Origin of the sequence: Vibrio sp. 1180_3 (assembly GCF_029478545.1) — a bacterium.
GTDB lineage: Bacteria > Pseudomonadota > Gammaproteobacteria > Enterobacterales > Vibrionaceae > Vibrio > Vibrio aestuarianus.
The window spans coordinates 60,974-79,836 of the sequence record NZ_SJFM01000005.1 but is presented as its reverse complement, the minus strand read 5'-3'; the positions used below and the strand labels follow the sequence as shown (position 1 = coordinate 79,836).

General features: G+C 43.5%; 19 protein-coding genes. 3 read left to right on the top strand and 16 right to left on the bottom strand.

The features are described from left to right. Positions 1-11 precede the first annotated feature (11 nt). From EYW48_RS04925 to EYW48_RS04915, 3 genes are all read right to left on the bottom strand, one after another. Positions 12-212, bottom strand: coding sequence for a DUF4250 domain-containing protein (locus EYW48_RS04925; protein WP_277431952.1), 201 nt, complete (start codon positions 210-212; stop codon positions 12-14). 69 nt (positions 213-281) lie between these two features. Next, a complete protein-coding gene (locus EYW48_RS04920; RefSeq protein ID WP_053309303.1) occupies positions 282-962 on the bottom strand; it encodes a hypothetical protein in 681 nt (226 codons plus the stop codon). Between the two features lie 63 nt (positions 963-1,025). Further along, positions 1,026-3,386: an EAL domain-containing protein gene (locus tag EYW48_RS04915; RefSeq protein WP_277431951.1), complete on the bottom strand. Its 2,361-nt coding sequence runs from the start codon at positions 3,384-3,386 to the stop codon at positions 1,026-1,028. A gap of 262 nt (positions 3,387-3,648) precedes the next feature. On the opposite strand from EYW48_RS04915, the gene EYW48_RS04910 reads away from it, so the two are divergent. Further along, entirely contained in the window at positions 3,649-5,910 is a 2,262-nt protein-coding gene (locus EYW48_RS04910; RefSeq protein ID WP_277431950.1) for a YgiQ family radical SAM protein, read from the top strand. A 43-nt stretch (positions 5,911-5,953) separates the two neighbouring features. On the opposite strand, the gene EYW48_RS04905 is transcribed toward EYW48_RS04910, so the two are convergent. The 9 genes from EYW48_RS04905 to htpX all read right to left on the bottom strand — a co-directional run bounded on the left by EYW48_RS04905 (position 5,954) and on the right by htpX (position 13,137). Next, positions 5,954-6,478, bottom strand: a complete 525-nt coding sequence (locus tag EYW48_RS04905) for a DUF3833 domain-containing protein (protein WP_171980992.1) — start codon at positions 6,476-6,478, stop codon at positions 5,954-5,956. Next, positions 6,475-7,035 (bottom strand): chalcone isomerase family protein, encoded by a 561-nt coding sequence (locus EYW48_RS04900; protein WP_080996293.1) that lies wholly within the window; start codon positions 7,033-7,035, stop codon positions 6,475-6,477. The genes EYW48_RS04905 and EYW48_RS04900 overlap by 4 nt, the downstream gene beginning before the upstream one ends. Then, positions 6,968-7,513: a DUF2878 domain-containing protein gene (locus tag EYW48_RS04895; RefSeq protein ID WP_253910151.1), complete on the bottom strand. Its 546-nt coding sequence runs from the start codon at positions 7,511-7,513 to the stop codon at positions 6,968-6,970. Before EYW48_RS04895 ends, EYW48_RS04900 begins: the two co-directional genes overlap by 68 nt. Beyond that, positions 7,510-8,757 (bottom strand): cyclopropane-fatty-acyl-phospholipid synthase family protein, encoded by a 1,248-nt coding sequence (locus tag EYW48_RS04890; protein ID WP_053309297.1) that lies wholly within the window; start codon positions 8,755-8,757, stop codon positions 7,510-7,512. The genes EYW48_RS04895 and EYW48_RS04890 overlap by 4 nt, the downstream gene beginning before the upstream one ends. Positions 8,758-8,769: 12 nt before the next feature. Continuing rightward, a complete protein-coding gene (locus tag EYW48_RS04885) occupies positions 8,770-9,552 on the bottom strand; it encodes a DUF1365 domain-containing protein (RefSeq protein WP_053309428.1) in 783 nt (260 codons plus the stop codon). A gap of 23 nt (positions 9,553-9,575) precedes the next feature. Continuing rightward, complete coding sequence (locus tag EYW48_RS04880; RefSeq protein ID WP_172533081.1) at positions 9,576-10,850, bottom strand: NAD(P)/FAD-dependent oxidoreductase; 1,275 nt, start codon at positions 10,848-10,850, stop codon at positions 9,576-9,578. Between the two features lie 25 nt (positions 10,851-10,875). Continuing rightward, positions 10,876-11,607, bottom strand: a complete 732-nt coding sequence (locus EYW48_RS04875) for an SDR family oxidoreductase (protein ID WP_176246500.1) — start codon at positions 11,605-11,607, stop codon at positions 10,876-10,878. After that, positions 11,604-12,023: a nuclear transport factor 2 family protein gene (locus EYW48_RS04870; protein WP_053309294.1), complete on the bottom strand. Its 420-nt coding sequence runs from the start codon at positions 12,021-12,023 to the stop codon at positions 11,604-11,606. The genes EYW48_RS04875 and EYW48_RS04870 overlap by 4 nt, the downstream gene beginning before the upstream one ends. A 247-nt stretch (positions 12,024-12,270) precedes the next feature. Further along, the gene (htpX, locus tag EYW48_RS04865; protein WP_053309293.1) at positions 12,271-13,137 is read right to left on the bottom strand and encodes a protease HtpX; all 867 of its coding nucleotides are present in this window, start codon (positions 13,135-13,137) and stop codon (positions 12,271-12,273) included. A 316-nt stretch (positions 13,138-13,453) separates the two neighbouring features. Here htpX and EYW48_RS04860 point away from each other — a divergent pair, with 316 nt between their 5' ends. Further along, complete coding sequence (locus tag EYW48_RS04860; RefSeq protein ID WP_168521717.1) at positions 13,454-13,621, top strand: hypothetical protein; 168 nt, start codon at positions 13,454-13,456, stop codon at positions 13,619-13,621. A gap of 54 nt (positions 13,622-13,675) precedes the next feature. On the opposite strand, the gene bioD is transcribed toward EYW48_RS04860, so the two are convergent. From bioD to bioB, 4 genes are read right to left on the bottom strand one after another with little or no spacing between them, the layout of a single operon-like run. Continuing rightward, positions 13,676-14,359: a dethiobiotin synthase gene (gene bioD, locus EYW48_RS04855; protein ID WP_171980988.1), complete on the bottom strand. Its 684-nt coding sequence runs from the start codon at positions 14,357-14,359 to the stop codon at positions 13,676-13,678. Further along, the gene (gene bioC, locus EYW48_RS04850; RefSeq protein ID WP_171981001.1) at positions 14,356-15,183 is read right to left on the bottom strand and encodes a malonyl-ACP O-methyltransferase BioC; all 828 of its coding nucleotides are present in this window, start codon (positions 15,181-15,183) and stop codon (positions 14,356-14,358) included. The genes bioD and bioC overlap by 4 nt, the downstream gene beginning before the upstream one ends. 29 nt (positions 15,184-15,212) lie before the next feature. Beyond that, entirely contained in the window at positions 15,213-16,364 is a 1,152-nt protein-coding gene (bioF, locus tag EYW48_RS04845; protein WP_277431949.1) for an 8-amino-7-oxononanoate synthase, read from the bottom strand. Beyond that, on the bottom strand, positions 16,351-17,403 hold the full coding sequence (gene bioB / locus EYW48_RS04840) for a biotin synthase BioB (RefSeq protein WP_277431948.1): 1,053 nt from the start codon (positions 17,401-17,403) through the stop codon (positions 16,351-16,353). The genes bioF and bioB overlap by 14 nt, the downstream gene beginning before the upstream one ends. Before the next feature lie 133 nt (positions 17,404-17,536). Between bioB and bioA the strand changes: the two genes are divergently transcribed. Continuing rightward, positions 17,537-18,826 (top strand): adenosylmethionine--8-amino-7-oxononanoate transaminase, encoded by a 1,290-nt coding sequence (gene bioA / locus EYW48_RS04835; RefSeq protein ID WP_277431947.1) that lies wholly within the window; start codon positions 17,537-17,539, stop codon positions 18,824-18,826. Positions 18,827-18,863: the final 37 nt, after the last annotated feature.

Here is an 18,863-nt window from a genome sequence, read left to right as displayed (position 1 = left end):
AAACAAAAATATTAACGGGTATAGGATTTGAATTGGTTAGTCAGTGGATCGTATTGGTAACCTAAGACATCTAGTTTACCAATAACACCTTCCACATCCATTTCGTACATACTGGCAAGTTCTTCAAAGCTGTTGCACTCTAAGCGCAGTTTTTCATTCACAATGCCCAGTAAAATAACACTATCAAAGCGGCTGACGTTACTTAGGTCCATCACAAGCTCCTTTACCAACGAGGTAATGAAAGCCTAGTCGCAAAATCATCTGCAAAAAGTGACCAATATCTAGAGAATAAATAAACCTTGGAAACTTGTGCTTGCCGCTAACATAAACAGTAGGGCAATACCTAACTGGATTTTTTCTGCACTTTTTGAAAATAAAATATGCCAACACCAGGCGATAATTCCTGCGATCATCAAACCAAAACTGGTTAGCAAAGCCAATGTCGCTTGTGTTAACGCTTGATCATCTAAGCCATAAGCTTTCGGTACAACACAAAGTGCAACCCCCATCGCACATAAAATGCCGATGATAGGAAGTAGTCGGTGAAATGCTTGCAGACGCGTACGTGCAATCGTCAACAGTAGATGAGAAAAACATGATCCAAGTAAACCCACTAATATCACATTGGCAACGGATGCTGGCCAATTCGCCTGCTCAGACACCAGAATGGCAACATAAGCTAATGACAACCCGTTAGCTAGATAAAGTACCCATAATGGGCCTTCATCACGTGTTTTCTTGGTTTGTACTTGAGAGTAAAAATAGAAAATGGCAAATACGACCATGAACGCTTCAATTTTAAGAGAAGCCACCGCGAGCCACAAAACGCCAATCGCTGGCAATAAGCGGTGAATACGCCCACGTTGTCCCGGACAAATCTCCCCTCTAACTAATACGAGAGTCAAGATAATTTGTGCACCCAGTAACATCGGAGCAAAAACAGAAAGTAACGATTGAATCATGCTATAAGGCCATTTAAATATGTCTGGGCGCGATGATAGCAAATTTATTCAGCTTAATAGAAGTCAGTTCGTACTCAGATGCATCAGAACATCATCTGATGTTATCATCCCAACATATTTATTCTCTCGCACAAGAACCCAAGGAAAAGGGATTTTTTTCTTAATTAGGTGAGTAACCGTTGATAGTTCCGTCATGACATCTAATTGAGTGAAGGTTGTGCTCATTAGCTGATTGACAGGGCGTTTCCAAATAATACTTTCTTTTGCATTCTCAAGTTCCGTACCCATTGAGGGACTCAAGTGTAAGTTCAATGCTGCTTTATGCACTAAGCCCACACACCGACCACTATTGATAACAGGCAGAGAGTCGAGATCCGTTGCTTGAATGTACTGATTAGCCAAGAGAATGGAATCACCAGGGTCTAGCCTAGGTACGTTTGAGCGAACCAAGAGTAATAATGTATTGGCCTTATCGCTTTCATCTTCGGTTGTATTAATCACATTCAAATGCGCTTTGTAGCGATTCGCATGAGCAATATTTTCTAATGGTAACGGTTTAGAAAATAAATACCCTTGTAAGTAGTCAACACCGAGCATTCTTAACACTTTCATTTCTTGTTCGGTTTCCACACCTTCGGCAACCACCTTAACGCCTAGAGTATGAGAAAGGTCTGTAACCATTTTGACAATACTGTACTTACGAGTACCAACCGCAATATCCGTCACAAATTCCTTATCAATTTTTAATAAATCGAATTGACGATCACTTAAATAAGTGAAGGAAGAGTAACCCGTGCCAAAGTCATCAATCGCAACAGATACACCTAACTTACGCAATTCATTCATTGCGTCATAAGATTTCCCGCCCGTTTCCTGGCTCGAAAAATAGGCACTTTCCGTCAATTCAATCGTGATGTGTTTGGGGTTACAACCACTACTTTTAATAATAGCTGCGGTGTTGTTTAGTATTACATCTGAGCTTAGTGATGTATTCAAAGATCGATTGATGGTAATTCCTGTCTCTGAACCAAATATTTTTTGTAAAGTAGCCAAACTTCGCAGAGAGATCAAAGCTACTTGCTTATCAAGCAGAGGAATGATGTTCAGCTCTTCAGCAATGGTGATCATTTCTTGAGTGTCGACCAGTTCACCAGCTTCATTAGTGAAACGGCACAACGCTTCAAATTTAGCTATCTTGAATGTTTTTGCATCAACAATCGCTTGGTAATAGACGGTAATATCACCAGTGGCTATTTTTTTGGTCACTAAGTCCTCTAACGCCTTTCGACGTTGGAGCTGTTCATGAATACTACTTTGATAGAAGTTAACCGATTTACCCTGACCGCCATGCATCTCTAGCATTGCTTGTATCGCATGGGAAACCATATTTCTTGGGCTATTTGCATCTTGCCCAAAAACAGAGACCCCAATTCGACACCTTGAAATCATCTTAAATACCTGTGGTGGCATTTCATTTTTAATTTCATAGATAAACGCCTTAATTTCTGACGAAATCAGAGCACTTTGATTGGTATTCGCTTCACAGGTTGTTGCCAAGCAGACACCAAAAATATCAGCGCCTAAGTAGCCTGAAATACGCGCAGTCGCACTTCTGATCAGCATATCTGAAAATAATTTGCGATCAGAATAAGCAGAATCTCCATCAAAAATGGGGTTTAAGGCCATCAAAATAATTAAACGATTGTGATTACCCACTTCGCAGATTTGATCGAGTAGAGAGATAAGCTTGCTCTTAGTAGGTAACTGGGTGTGGACATCGACCTCATCAATTTCGACTTGCGCCGTTACTTCTCTTTTTTGGGAAACATCCAACATTAAACCAAGATAATAGCTATCCCCATTTTCTAGTTGTATTTTCTGAACCGTTAGATCTCGTGGCGAAGCGTGACCCTTTGCGTGGCGGCTTAAAACCACACCATTCCAATAACCTTTGGTTTCAATATCACTCCACATTTGTTTAAAAAAACTTGGCGAGTGTTTTCCAGCATTAAAAATATTGGTTTTACAACCGAGCAACTCTTGCTGCAAATAACCAGTTTGTTTTTCAAATAAAGTGTTACAAGCCAAAATACGTGTTTGGCTGTCAGAGATCACAATACCATGGTGTTGGTTATTGATAATACTTTGGAATAACCCCGCCACGCTGACTCGCGTTTTCTCACATAACAAGACGGTCATCAGTCCACTTAGTACACCCCGCTGCTCAAGGGATACAGAAAAACTGACAAAGCAAAATGCATAAGACTGGGTGACTAGGCAACAAGAGAACTGCTCACTTTTCCCTGTTTTCAATACGTTAGTAAAGAGTTCTTTGGCATGGGCAGCGATATCTTGCGTCATATAGCTCAAAATATCGTTGACCTTTTGTGGTGCTGAATCATCAGGGAAAAGAGTGGTAAACATGTGTTTATCACAATCAAAATCTGAGGTGTTAATGTTGAAAGACCACCACATTTGTCTATTCTGTAAACTACCTTCTACCACGGTCTATATCCTTTCTGCATTTGCTATTTTCCGTAATAAACTCTGCCACTTAATGACAAGTATAGAACGTTATTATTCATATAATCTCATAATTTTAGTGTTTCGAATGTGAGGTAGGTAGAACTGGCTACTCTTGATCTTAATCGCTATAATGCCCGGCTAATAAATCAGAGGTCAAAATATGCACAGCAACATCACTCCTATTCATCAATATAAAAAATACTGGGCAGAGTGTTTTGGAATTGCGCCATTCTTGCCAACCAGTAGAAAAGAGATGGATGCCCTAGGATGGGACAGCTGTGACATCGTGATAGTCACTGGTGACGCATACGTTGATCATCCAAGTTTTGGCATGGCGATCATTGGCCGCCTATTGGAAGCGCAAGGTTTCCGTGTCGGTATCATCGCGCAGCCACAATGGCACAACAAAGACGCCTTTATGGCTCTGGGGAAACCAAACCTATTTTTTGGTATTACCGCCGGCAATATGGACTCGATGATCAACCGCTATACCTCTGACAAAAAATTACGTCATGATGATGCGTACACACCGAATAACGAGGGTGGTAAACGTCCAGACCGAGCAACGCTTGTCTATTCGCAGCGCTGCCGCGAAGCCTACAAAGAAGTACCGATTGTGCTTGGTGGGATTGAAGCGAGCTTACGACGCGTTGCGCATTACGACTACTGGTCGGATAAAGTGCGCCGTTCCGTCTTGTTTGACGCCAAAGCTGACATTCTGCTGTTTGGTAATGCAGAACGTGCATTAGTTGAAGTGGCACACCGCCTAGCCGATGGCGAGAACATCGCTAGCATGACTAATATTCGCGGCACGGCGGTTAACCTTGCCTCCGAGCCAGAAAATTACACCATTATTGATTCATCTCGTATTGAGAAACCGGGCAAAGCATTTGTACCGATAAACCCATACGCGGTGGAAACACAATGCGAAACCAATCAAGAAAAAGAAGCCGAAGCAAAACCAATCACGATTCGTCCTTCTCGTCATGATGCCGCCACGACCGCTGTGCGTATACCTGCATTTGAAAAACTCAATAATGACCGCATTCTTTATGCCCACGCCAGCCGTGTACTGCATTTAGAAACCAATCCGTATTCAGGTCGCGCATTGATTCAGCGCCATGGCGACCGGGAACTGTGGGTTAACCAAGCGCCTATTCCACTCACCACTGAAGAGATGGATTACGTATTTGGTTTAACCTATGCCCGCGTACCTCACCCTATGTATGGAAAGGCGAAAATTCCGGCTTACGATATGATCAAAACCTCGGTCAATATCATGCGTGGCTGTTTTGGCGGTTGTTCATTCTGTTCTATCACCGAACATGAAGGGCGTATTATTCAAAACCGTTCTAAAGAATCAATTTTGAATGAAATGGAAGAGATACGCGATAAAGTGCCTGGCTTTACTGGGACCATTTCTGATTTGGGTGGACCAACGGCTAACATGTATCGTTTAGGTTGTAGTGACCCAAAAGCCGAGATGAACTGTCGCCGTCCGTCTTGTGTCTTCCCGGGGATCTGTAACAAACTTAATACCGACCACAAGCACACTATCGATTTATATCGCGAAGCGCGTAAAGTAAAAGGCATCAAAAAAGTGATGATTGCTTCTGGCGTACGCTATGACTTGGCAATTGAATCACCAGAATATGTCCGTGAGCTAGTGACGCATCACGTGGGTGGCTATCTAAAAATCGCTCCAGAACACACCGAAAAGAACCCACTTGATCTAATGATGAAACCAGGTATGGGCACTTATGATCGCTTTAAAGAGATGTTTGAAAAATACAGCGCTGAAGCAGGTAAGAAGCAGTATTTGATCCCTTACTTTATCTCGGCTCACCCGGGCACTGAAGATGAAGATATGCTGAACTTAGCGTTATGGCTGAAATCTAATGACTTCGAATGTGACCAGGTTCAGAACTTCTACCCGTCACCTATGTGTAACGCGACGGCGATGTATTATTCAGAAACCAACCCACTGAAACGCGTGAAGTATAAAAAACGCGAAGAAGTGCCTGTGGCGAAAGGTGAACGTCAGCGCCGCTTGCATAAAGCACTATTACGCTACCATGACCCACTAAACTGGCCAATCATTCGTGAAGCTTTGATCAATATGGGTAAAAAACATTTGATTGGTGACCGACCTAACTGCCTAGTACCTGCTGAAGATCTGGATGCACGTACACCAGCACAACGTCGTAAATCAGGCCGTCATGGTGCAAACCGTTTTGCCACCAAACATACTAAAACTCAGCCTGGCTTTGATGCACTAAATCCGCGTAAAGAAGCAGCAACTTCATCGAATCAACCACGCTCTAGTAGCACGGCAAACAACAAGAACAGTGCAGGGAAACGAGGTGGGAATAGCCAGATTTCGCGCCCGGGCTCTAAGAGCAAGCCGCAAAGAGCTAGGTAATATTCTCACAAGCTAAGCTAATAATAAGGCTCCGACTGGAGCCTTATTGCTTTTCAAAAAACAGCGTTAACGTACCCACTTCGATGCCAAGCTTTTTAATCTTGGTTAAATTAAACACTCGCTTTTCATCTTGGCGGTATAACCAATCATCAAAGCTCACGGTCACCGTTGAATCACCATATGGCAGCGCAAAATCATACTTCCATTGCAATGCGTTACCTTGTTCTTTGCCTTTGGCCTGACCAATAACATCATCGGCATTGCCAATGTATTGATTAGTATCAGTACGCTGTATCGTCCAGACTCGCTGGCTATTTTCACCATCATCAAACACAAAATCCTCTATCAAGGTTAAGGTATCTCCCTCAACTTGACCTTGGATTTTGACCTCAAAACGCCGAGTTTGCTGACCAGTGTAATCTTGCACCATTCCCCACGCTAAAGTAGTCCCCGAGAAATACTCAAATAGATTAAATGTTGGTGTCTGATTGCGGTAATCATCTAAATCCGCAGAACAGCCCGTCAGCAAAAGCAGTATGAAATACAAAGTGTGCTTTAGTTGTTTCATCGATTCATTCCTATCAACTGATTTCGAAGCTTCGGATATTCACTATTAGGAGATAACCAAATAGATAAAAATGCGTCATTAAGCGCTTCATCATCGATTTCACCAATCTGCTGCTCAGCACCTGTAACGGGGATGAAAACAAATTGTCCTAACCGCCCATCCGATATATAGACCAAGCGTTGACCATCCGAAACATCGGGAAAAATAGTTTGTAACTGCGTTATCCAACCTTGTACCTGACTATCTGAGTACCCTAGTTTTGTCCATTGCTCAGCGGTTGCTTTCAGCAATTGCGGTTGACTGATGTCTCTTTGATAACGGATTTCAAGCGCAATGGGGTGTGGCGATACATCATCAGACTGCTGATAGACACCGAGCGGAGAGCGTAGCTGTGAAGAATAGATATCCAGCCACAACCAAGAGAGGGTCGCTTGGCCAACCACTGGCCAAGAATTCCAACTAGGTGTGGATGCTTGCGAGGTCGCTGCACTAGCGCTTGTGATTATGCATTGCAGAGTGATGGCGACTAGACAACTCTTTGTTTTTAAGCTGAACATCTCTGAATATCCTTAGCATCAATGTGCAAATCATGGTCCATTCGAGCCACAGAATCAGCAAAACTGGCAATGTCGGCAATCCAAATTGAGCCGCTCCAAGCCTTTGCGCAGCCCAGTAACAGAGGCACCCAGAAATACCTCCAATCATTGATACGAGAGCAGAAGGGAAACGGTTCACATATTGAACGATATAATAAGCGTACCAAGAGAACGCGAACCATAGTGCCATTAGCCATATAGGAAACTGAGAGCTTGGGAATACGATAACGTCGAACTTCATATTCAACAAATCGACGGCGACACCCACAAAAGCTAAAATAATCACTCTTTCTAACGCGATACGCTGCTTGATAACGGTGTATATCAAAGTGGCTAGTACCAGACAAACCGTGACCCATTGCCATGCGTCTGTTCCTAACACAGCGACCAGCCAAATAATTTGAAACCAAACCGATACTAACCACAGTTTTTTCATCATAGCGGCCTTTGTAATGTCATATGCACCGTACTAATACTCTTAGCCAGAAAGCCACCTTCGCAGTAGCAAAAATAGTAGCGCCACATACGAATAAATTTTTCATCGTAACCCAGTTGTCGAACTTGTTGCTCCGCTGCGTCAAATCGCTTACGCCATTCTTCTAAGGTTCTTGCGTAATCTAAACCAATATCGAACAGATCACGCATCACCAAGTCACTGTGTTTGGTCGCTGCTTGAGCAAGCACGGTTACCGATGGCAAGAATCCTCCTGGGAAAATATATTTTTGGATAAAGTCGACGTTGTTGCTGTAATAGTCATAACGCTGATCAGTGATGGTTATCGCTTGAATTGCCATTAAACCTTGTGGTTTGAGTAACGACTGACATTTTTTAATATAAGACGGTAAATACTCTTTACCGACCGCTTCAATCATTTCGATAGAGACCAACTTATCGTATTGACCTTCTAGTAGGCGGTAGTCTTGTTTGAGTAAAGTAATTTGATTCTCTAAACCATTCAAAGCAACCTGCTGTGCAGCATATTGGTATTGTTCTTCGGAAATAGTCGTCGTTGTCACGCGGCAACCGTAGGTCTTAGCCATGTAAATAGCCATAGCACCCCATCCGGTGCCAATTTCAATTACATGATCACGGCTAGTGAGTTGCAATTGCTGGCAAAGTCGTTCCATTTTATTGACCTGAGCTTGCTCTAAGCTCTCATCCTTAGATAAAAATAACGCGCTTGAATAAAGCATCTTTTCATCAAGAAAGGTGTGATAAAGCGAATTTCCCAAGTCGTAGTGGGCGTGGATATTTTCCCTCGCTTTATCAATCGAGTTGCGGTTAAACCAATGGGTTATTTTATAAAGCAACTTTGTGAAGATGCTGCTTTTCGCTTCAATGCCATCTAACGCGGAAAGGTTTCGCGCCATTAATTCCATCAACGTGGTCAAGTTTGGACTTTCCCACCAACCATCCATATACGCTTCACCAGCAGCAATACTGCCCCCCTTTAGAAGACGAGCATAAAAATGAGGATCTCGGACTTCAATACTAGCATTAGGTTCACCCTCTCTTGGCGTACCGAATGTTTCTCTTGATGTCGCAGAACCATCAGTAAACGATTCAACGATGGTCAGTGTTCCAACTTCTAAACGTTGCAGACATTTTAAAGTGATGCTGCGTGCACTCTTTTGCAAACTCGTTAGTTGCTTGGGCAACTCTAAAGATTCTGAATTCTGCATTGAGCGTTCTCCTTATTGTTCTTTCTGTTTTGACGACGATTCAGATGCTGATGATTGATTCGCTTCAACTGACGGTGGGTGAGAATAAAAAGGTGCACCTTTCAGCCAAAGTTTTAAAGCATGCCAATAAATACCTATAGTCACTTTTACTGCCATTACCGGTGTTTTGATCAATAACTTAAGTAAATTTTTTGAATTAAAACTTTGCTCTTTCATCGCCAGCGTTGCATCGAATTCTTTATCATTACGATGACACTCTAAATGCACCATTAGTGAAGAAGTTAACGGCTTCAGTTTCCATACATATTGTTGCTCAATCGGGTTAAATGGAGAGACATGGAAGGCTTTGTCATGCTGCCAATTACAACCTTGCTCACCGGCTTCTGCTTGAATTGCGTAGTAATGACGTTCATTCCATGGGGTATTACTCACTTCGGCCAATAAGTAGCGCCACTGGCCGTCATTATCATAAAGATAGTAGAAATTGACCGGGCTGAAATAAATGCCTAGATAACGCAGATGACAAACCGCCAGCACTTTACCGCAGACTCTTTCACCGGTGAGCTCAAAGACTTTATCTTGCACGCTTTGCTTTAACTCACCGCTTCCCAAATAGTCTTGACGATGAAATCGTGCCCAATGCCACCACTTATCACCAAAACCCCAGACGTTTTTAGTCAGTTGTGGCAACTCATCGAGATCAATACAAGCCATAAATAACGGGTAATTGAGCGCATGCTCCACAGGGGTAAAGCGTCGATGGCGAACCGTTCCCACCATTAAGCGACTTTGCATAGCTTCATCTTCCATCACCATCGTTATGCGGCACCCTTGATTTGAGCGATTTGCGATTCAAGCTTAGTAACAACATCTAACGCACTTTTTACGCCATCTTCATGGAATCCGTTATGCCAATAGGCCCCACAGTACCACGTGTTATTGACACCGCTTACTTCGGCTTTTCTCTGTTGTGCTGCTATCGACTCGGTAGTGAAAACGGGGTGATGATACGTAAATTGGCGCAGTATTTTGCTCGGCTCAATCCGATTGGTACTATTTAATGAAACACAAAAAGTATGTTTACTATCAATATGTTGTAAGATGTTCATGTTGTACGTCAGTGCCGGCAAACGGGATTCTTCACCTTCACTGCCATCCAACCAGTAATTCCAAGAAGCCCATGCGGCCTTGCGCTTCGGCAATAGGTTTGCATCGGTATGTAAAACAACCTCATTAGCTTGGTACTGCATTGCCCCTAGCACTGACAGTTCGGCTTCAGATGGCTGCGCCAACAGACACAATGCTTGATCACTGTGACAAGCAAAAATAACGTGGTCGAACAGTTCAACGCTGCCATTAACCGTAATCTCAACACCTGATGGCGTGCGATTTACCAAAGTGACTGGACTATCAAGGCGAATTTTATCTTTAAAACCTTGGGTAAGCGGATCAATATAAGCACGAGATCCGCCTGCAATCACATACCACTGTGGGCGATTAGTGATGTCCAATAAACCATGATTAAGGAAGAAACGTAAGAAGAAGCTCAATGGAAATGCACGCATATCCGCTAATGACGACGACCAAATTGCCGCGCCCATAGGCAGGATATAGTTCTCACAAAAATAGTCAGAAAACTGATATTGATTAAGAAAATCGCCCAAGGTTTGCATCGATTGGTGCGCATTTTCAGCTTGCTCTTTAGCCAGACCATTGAAGCGGATTATCTCAAAAATAAAGCGATAGAACTTAGGATTAACCCAATTACGCTTTTGCGCGAATAAGCTTGTTGCCGTGTGCCCATTATATTCCAGACCATTATCATCATTGCGCACACTAAAACTCATTTGAGTCGGTAGGCCTTGCACTCCAATGTCGTTCATCATCTGAATAAAATTAGGATAGGTTCTGTCATTGTAAACAATAAAACCAGTGTCTATCGCGTAATGCTGACCTTCTACCTCAACGTCAACCGTTGCGGTATGGCCACCAATATAGTGGTTTGCCTCAAACAGGGTGACATCGTGTTGTTGATATAAATGGTAGCCGCAGGTTAATCCTGAAATTCCTGTACCAATAATGGCTATTTTCATAACTAAACTCCTTTGTTACGGCCCATTACGAATGATTCAATAATGCCGAGACTAACTTACCTTGCCATGCATATGGCAATGAACCGATGACGCGCAAAATTGACGTAAAACGCGCCGGAAAATAGATGTTGGATTTGCCTTTCGCTAAACCTTGGCGAATCGCCTGAGACGCATATTCAGTGGAAACCATCATCGGCATAGAAAATGTGTTTTTATCGGTCAATGGGGTTGAAACGAAACCGGGAAATATTGTGCTGACAGCGATACCTTTAGCCTGCCAATCTAGTGCTAAAGTTCGAGCTAAATAACTCACAGCGGCTTTGGAAGCACCATAAGCCTCTGCTCTAGGTAGCGCGATTTCACTCGCGATAGAACCGACAATGGCAAGGCGGTGACCTTGTACTAGGTGATGCTGAAGACCTTCAATACAGTTAGCTAAACCAATAACATTGATGTTAATGACTCTAGCAAACAATGCTGCATCCATCTTGCCATCGTCTATATACTCACAGTCTCCGGCGTTTAACACCCATAGCGAAGGTACAAAGGGTAATTCATCCAATACTGTTTTGGTCTGAGCTGCATCGGTAATATCAAACGCTAATGGGAAAATTTGTTGCGGATGAGCATGTTGTAGCGCTTGTAATGTTTGGTGGTTGCGTCCACAAGCAATGACCTGCCACCCACCTTTGGCATAATCAACGGCAAGTTGATAACCAATTCCTGACGTCGCCCCTGTAATCAATACCGCGTTCATTGCCCTAGCCTCTGTTTTACCGCACGAATAACACTTCCGAGTAGTGGTAAGTTTTCGTAAAGCATTTCTCCAAGATCAAAATAGTCTCGATGGTAAATTACTTTGCCATCTTGAAATTTTAGATGACTCATTCCTTGAACATGAATAAGAGAGCCTTTTCCTAACTTGGGGTGCTGCAAGGCCATAGTCCATGTGAGAAAACCAGAATTTCCCATTTGTTGCTGCTCATGGATGGTAAAATCACAACGAGTCACATTTTGGTAAAGGTTATTGAAATATTCGGAAAGCGAAACCTTACCTTCAAGGCGATGAGCAGCATCTTCAAACACAACATCATTGTGATAGACCTCATCAAGTAAATGAAGATTCGCTTTATTGAGTTTCTGATAAACCTCACTGACAGACTGAACATCCATTTGTCTTACACCTCAAAAGTTATACAAAAAGATAACATGTACAAAATAGTACAACCTGCAAAGTTATACAAAAAATACTTTGTATAACTGAGCTTCTGTTCGGTAAATACGTAAACAGTTGCGAATTAGATCAAAAATATCATTTAAAAACCAAACTGTTACTTATCGGTAATGCTTTGGGATAGGCATAAAAAAGGCCAACGTCGAAACATTGGCCTTTATCATTATTCGTTGATTACACTAACTATTAAGAGTTTCGTAGCGCTGCAATACGCTTATCAAGCGGTGGGTGGCTCATCAACAACTCGGTCATTGAACGCTTACCGTTAATTCCAAATGCCATCATTGAGCCTTCTAACTGCGACTCCTGACCCATTTTCAAACGCTCCAACGCCGCGATCATTTTGTGCTTACCCACGAGGCTTGCAGCACCGGCATCAGCATGAAACTCACGATGACGGCTGTACCACATGGTAATAAAGCTTGCTAGGAAACCAAAGACTAGCTCTAAAACCATCGATACCCCGAAATAAATCATCATATTGCTGCCACCTTCGCCTTCCTCTGAATCACGAGAAGCAACAATATTAGCAATAAAACGTGACAAGAAAATCACAAAGGTATTCACGACACCTTGCATTAGCGTCATGGTTACCATGTCACCATTAGCAATGTGGCTAACTTCATGGGCCAATACCGCTTCAGCTTCATCTCGCGTCATGCTATGCAATAAGCCTGTTGAAACCGCCACCAGCGAGTCATCACGCTTTGCCCCCGTTGCAAAAGCGTTAATATCTGGTGAGTCATAAATCGCAACCGTCGGCATACCAATACCCGCTTGTGAGGCTTGACGACTTACGGTTGCAAGCAACCAATGTTCTGTTTCATTACGTGGGCTCTCAATCACCATTCCGCCAACAGAACGTAATGCCATGCTCTTTGACATCAATAATGAAATGAATGAACCACCGAAACCAAACACGGCCGCCATGATGAGTAAGCCAGATAGGCTTCCAGGCTGCATACCTGTGACAGCATAAACAATATTTAACACAACGCTAAGAACCAGCACCACCGCAAGGTTGGTCGCTAGAAATAACATGACTCGCTTCATTACTTTTCTCCGAATGGAACGCTTATTATGTGGCTCAGACAGTCAGCGACGCTAACATTCACCTCAGCCGTTTTTCATACATATATAGTCTAGGATTTGGAAAACAAGGTTAAGTGATAAATTGAAACATTTAATGTCCAACTCATTCGCCCGATAAATACTACCAACCTTATTGATATCAAGTATAGAAATAAGAGTGGGCAAGTTACGACAAAGATTTTGTTTTCATTAAGACTTTGGTCGTATTGAGCGCAGAGATTAAAACGACTACATTGCTGGCAGAATCTTGATTTCCCCCATGCATAAGGAATTCATCATGGCTGAAACTAACAACTATCAAATGGCGATTGATTTACTGTGCTGCCACCTAGGTATTTCAGAAGAAGAAGCTAAGCAACAATTGGGACTTGGCAGTGCTTCAACTGTGCAGCAACACATTACCGACACTTACCAGGCTTTGATGGGATTGTCGCAAGAAAAATAATAAGAAGATTAAAAACAAAGGGCTGCGAATCTGCAGCCCTTTTGTATTACCTGTTTATTTAGATAGCAACGGCTCAACATTAATGTACTTACCAAGATCTTGACGTTTAGCACTTGGTACATAAGGAATTTCACCCAGCTTAGGAGCGTCGATACGCCCTTGCAACATCTCAATAATATCAGCGTAATGCTCTGTCCCTGGGTTGACTCGGTTTGCTATCCATCCGACTAAATTCAAACCGTCAGCTTTGATACTTTCAACCGTGAGCAATGCGTGACTCAAGCAACCAAGTTTAATACCCACCACCAATACGACGGGTAGTTGTTCTTGCTTAACCCATGTCGAGAGGCAGTCAGTGTCTGACACTGGCACTCGCCAGCCACCCGCACCTTCAACCAAAACGATATCCGCATGTGCTTTGTGCTTGGCTAGTTTTTCACTCAGAAGTGCATAGTCAATCTCGAGGTTTTCATGCTTTGCCGCGATATGCGGTGATGCTGGTAACTCAAGAGGGTATGGGTTCACATCCCCATATGCCATTTCTTCAGTAGCCGCTTTCATCAAATGCAATGCATCTGAATTACGAAAACCAAATTCTGTTTTATCGCTGCCTGCGGCAACGGGTTTGTAACCAATAGTCGCTAAGTCCTTGGCGGCTAATGCTTGTAATACCGCTTTTGAAGCGACTGTTTTTCCAACGTCGGTGTCCGTACCCGCAATAAAAAATGCATCAATCATCGATGTATAACCCCTAAACAAACCTGATAAGTTGCAGGTAGAAGACCTTGATGGTTTTGAAATGCTTGGTATGCCTGTTCCACTTGGAGCAAAATGTATCGACTCTTTAGGCCTGGTGAGCGTCCACTTACGTGATTCGCACCAATACCTTTGAGATCTTTCATTAAAGAAAATGCTTTGTCATACCAAACTGTGATCGAGGGCAAGTCTAATTGATACTGATGACAGTGAGATTGCGCTAACGCAATTTTTACCTGATTGAAGGTAATGAAATCATTGACGTGTTGATGTGTATCAATTTTCATCCACGCTTGCTTAAGCTCAAACAGCGAACCATCAAGCAACGTAGAAAAATACGCCACTCCTGACGCCTTAAGTACTCTGCGGATTTCACCTAACGGCTTTGATAAGTCATCACACCACTGTAAGGCTAAACTTGAGAAAACATAATCAATGCTCTTGGTCTTAAAGGGCAAGCATTCAGCGTCGACTTGAGAGTATGTCACCTCGTCATCACCACATCGCTTTTTGGCTTGAGCCAACATCTCTACAGAAAGGTCAGCGCAAATAAGATTTGCCCCTCTTTGGCGTAATTGCTCAGAAAAATAGCCCGTACCACACCCCAAGTCCAAAACCGTTTTACCCGTTAAGTCTTGAGGCATTTTATCCAATAAATGCTGACCAACATCGCGTTGAAAAGCGGCATGTGCATCGTAGTATTTAGCGGCTTTACCAAACGCCTGAGCGACTGCCAGTTTGTCTGTCGCCAGATGGTTTTTTGGTTGTGAGCAAGCTTCTAATCGTAGATAGCTTTCCAATTGCATATCGTTTGCTAGGTAATTTACTTGTGACATTACCGATGTTCCTCTAACGCGCGCTGAAGCTGAGTCGTTAATTGTTCAACTTGCTGTATTGAATGGTTAGCGGTTAATGTAATCCGTAGCCTTGCACTTCCTTGAGGCACTGTCGGTGGACGAATGGCGGTTAACCAACACCCGGCATGGCGCAATTTTTCTGCGACATTAACCGCCTTGAGCGCATCACCAATCACAAACGGTTTAATCGGTGTCTGTGTATCAACATAACCACTAAAACCCTTCATGCGGCTCGCATAATGCGCTTGCAGCTCTGATAATTTTTTTCGGCGCCACTCTTGTTGCCTAACCATCGAAATAGCATGAGTAAGAGCATAAGCTTGCGCAGGAGGCATCGCGGTAGAGTAAACATGATGACGAGCAAACTGAGTAAGAAAGTCTCCTACCGCTTGGTTGCATAAAATAGCGGCCCCCGACAAACCAAAAGCTTTGCCAAAAGTGACCACTAACAACTGTGGCTTGATTCCAGCTGCATTACAACTGCCCGCCCCACCATCACCAAGCACTCCAATTCCATGAGCATCATCCACTGCCAACCAAGCTTTGCCTTGCAAAGCGGTATCGATGTCACCAAGCGGTGCGCGATCACCATCCATACTAAACACCCCCTCAGTGACAACTAAGGTGTCGCTATCATTATCAAGCAATTGGCGCAGGTGATTAAGATCATTGTGTTTAAAGCGCTTCATCGTGGCACCACAAAGCATGCCCGCTTCCATTAATGACGCATGGTTTAGCTTATCTTGCAACAGCAAATCACCTTGCTCGAGCAAACTGAACAACATGGCTTGGTTGGCACTAAAACCTGAACCAAACAAAATGGCGCGTTCATAACCGAGCCATTCACACAGTTTGGCTTCCAGATTTTGATGTGCAGAGCTAAACCCAGTCACCAACGGAGAAGCCGCACTTCCGCAGCCATATAAAGTAAGCCCATGCTGCCAGGCTTGAATCAGCTCAGCATCACTCGCAAGACCAAGATAATCATTACTGGAAAAATTAAGGTAATTGACCCCATCCTTGATTAATTGCGCTTGGTTGCCCGCTTCAACAGTAACGAGACTTCGAGACAGTCCCATTTCACGGCGCTGAGTAAGAGCGGCTGAAACGCGAGAGTTAAACGCTAGCATCGTAAAAAAGGTCGTCTTTGGTTGGACGAGAGGCAACCTGCTCTACCACGCGATCAAGCAATTCACTTTCTTCAATTTCATCAGGTTTTTGACTGACTTGTTGGCTATTAATGCCAAGCTTTTTGAACAGTTGCATATCACTGTCTTCATCCGGATTTGGCGTAGTTAGCAGCTTACAACCATAGAAAATAGAGTTAGCGCCGGCCATAAAACACAGAGCTTGCATCTGTTCATTCATATTTTCTCGACCCGCAGAAAGGCGCACTGCCGATTGAGGCATCATAATACGAGCCACAGCGATCAAACGGATAAAATCAAACGCTTCCACATCTTCGGCTTGTTCAAGCGGTGTGCCTTTAACTTTCACCAACATATTGATCGGCACACTTTCAGGCTGAGTCGGTAAGTTCGCTAATTCCACCAATAATCCAGCGCGATCATTAGCACTTTCACCCATGCCAATAATGCCGCCAGAGCAAATTTTCATGCCCGCATCACGAACATGTGACAAGGTATCTAAACGGTCTTGGTAAGTACGCGTGGTAATAATGTTGCCGTAATATTCTGGCGAGGTATCAAGATTGTGGTTGTAGTAGTCAAGCCCTGCACTTGCCAACTCTTGTGCTTGATCTGGCGTTAACATTCCCAAAGTCATACACGTCTCTAAACCCATCTCTTTTACGCCACCAATCATCTCTTTTAGCAATGGCATGTCACGTGTTTTCGGGTTTTTCCACGCCGCTCCCATACAAAAACGGGTAGAACCAGAGTTCTTTGCTTTTTGCGCGGCATCTAAGACGCGCTCAACTTCCATCAAACGTTCTTTGTCGACATCGGTACGGTAGTGGGCACTTTGTGGACAATATTTACAGTCTTCAGGGCATGCGCCAGTTTTAATCGAAAGCAGCGTACTGACTTGCACATAATTATGCGGGTGGTATTGACGATGAACGAGCTGTGCTTCAAACAGCAAATCCATAAAAGGTTTTTTGAGCAGTTCGTTGACTTCAGCAACTGTCCAGTTATGACGAGCTTCCACGTGTATTCCTTAATCCGTTTTATTATTTTGATGCTTGGCTAGTTTAGCTACAAGCGATAGACTGTCAACAACAAGAAAACACCATGGTTTACATGTGGTTACTTTATAAACACCAATATCATATGGATTTGCAATGGATTTAGCCTTCGACCGCCAGCATATCTGGCATCCGTACACTTCGACCTTAACACCTCTGACCTGCTACCCGGTGACCCATGCCCAAGGTGTAAACCTCTATTTGGAAGATGGCACATGCTTAATTGATGGCATGTCGTCTTGGTGGTCAACGATTCATGGTTACAACCACCCATACCTCAATCAAGCCGCACATCAACAAATTGATAAGATGTCGCATGTGATGTTTGGCGGTATTACTCATCAACCCGCCATTGATGTGTGTAAAAAATTGCTCGCATTGGCACCCAGTAACCTAGCACACGTATTTTTGGCTGATTCTGGTTCTGTGGCGGTAGAAGTGAGTTTAAAAATGGCGCTGCAATATTGGCATGCTAAGGGAGAGCAGCGACCAAAATTTCTCACACTACGTCATGGCTATCACGGTGACACTTTTGCAGCGATGTCAGTCACTGACCCTGATAATTCAATGCATAGCCTTTATAAAGGATTTTTGCCAGAACATATTTTCGCTCAGTCACCCACTTCAGGTTATTGGCAAGAGTGGGATGAGAATGACATTGCCGACTTTAAGCACAAGCTTTTGGATAATCATCAACAGATTGCCGCTGTGATCCTAGAACCTATCGTCCAAGGTGCCGGAGGAATGCGAATTTATCACCCAGAATTTCTGCGCCAAGTTCGCCAATTATGCGATGAAACGGGTGTGCTTTTAATTCTCGATGAAATTGCTACTGGTTTTGGCCGTACAGGGAAATTGTTCGCTTGTGAACACGCTGCCGTTAAGCCCGATATTTTATGCGTCGGTAAAGCCTTAACGGGTGGGTATATGACGCTTTCCGCAACGCTGACCACACAAGTAGTTGCAGACACGGTATGCGGTGGTGAGGCCGGCTGCTTTATGCATGGCCCTACTTTTATGGGCAACCCACTTGCTTGTGCTGTCGCAACCGCCAGTTTAGAGCTGATTGAACGAGGAGATTGGCAACAGCAAACCCGACGCATTGAAGCGCAATTTGCTAATTTGCTACCAAAACTGAACGGCTTTGACCTAGTGAAAGAAACCCGCTGGCTAGGCGCTATTGGTGTGGTTGAAACTCACTATCCTGTCAATATGGAAGTGATTCAGAAACTGTTTGTTGAACACGGGGTCTGGATTCGACCTTTTGGTCGCTTAATTTACATGATGCCACCGTTTATATCTCAGCCTAACGAGGTAGAAAAATTGGTCAAAGCCGTTGAGGTCGCGCTAAAAAATTCGCAGTGCTTTCAGTTTGATAACCTTTAAACATGACGATTATGCATAAAAAAACCGACTCTAAAGT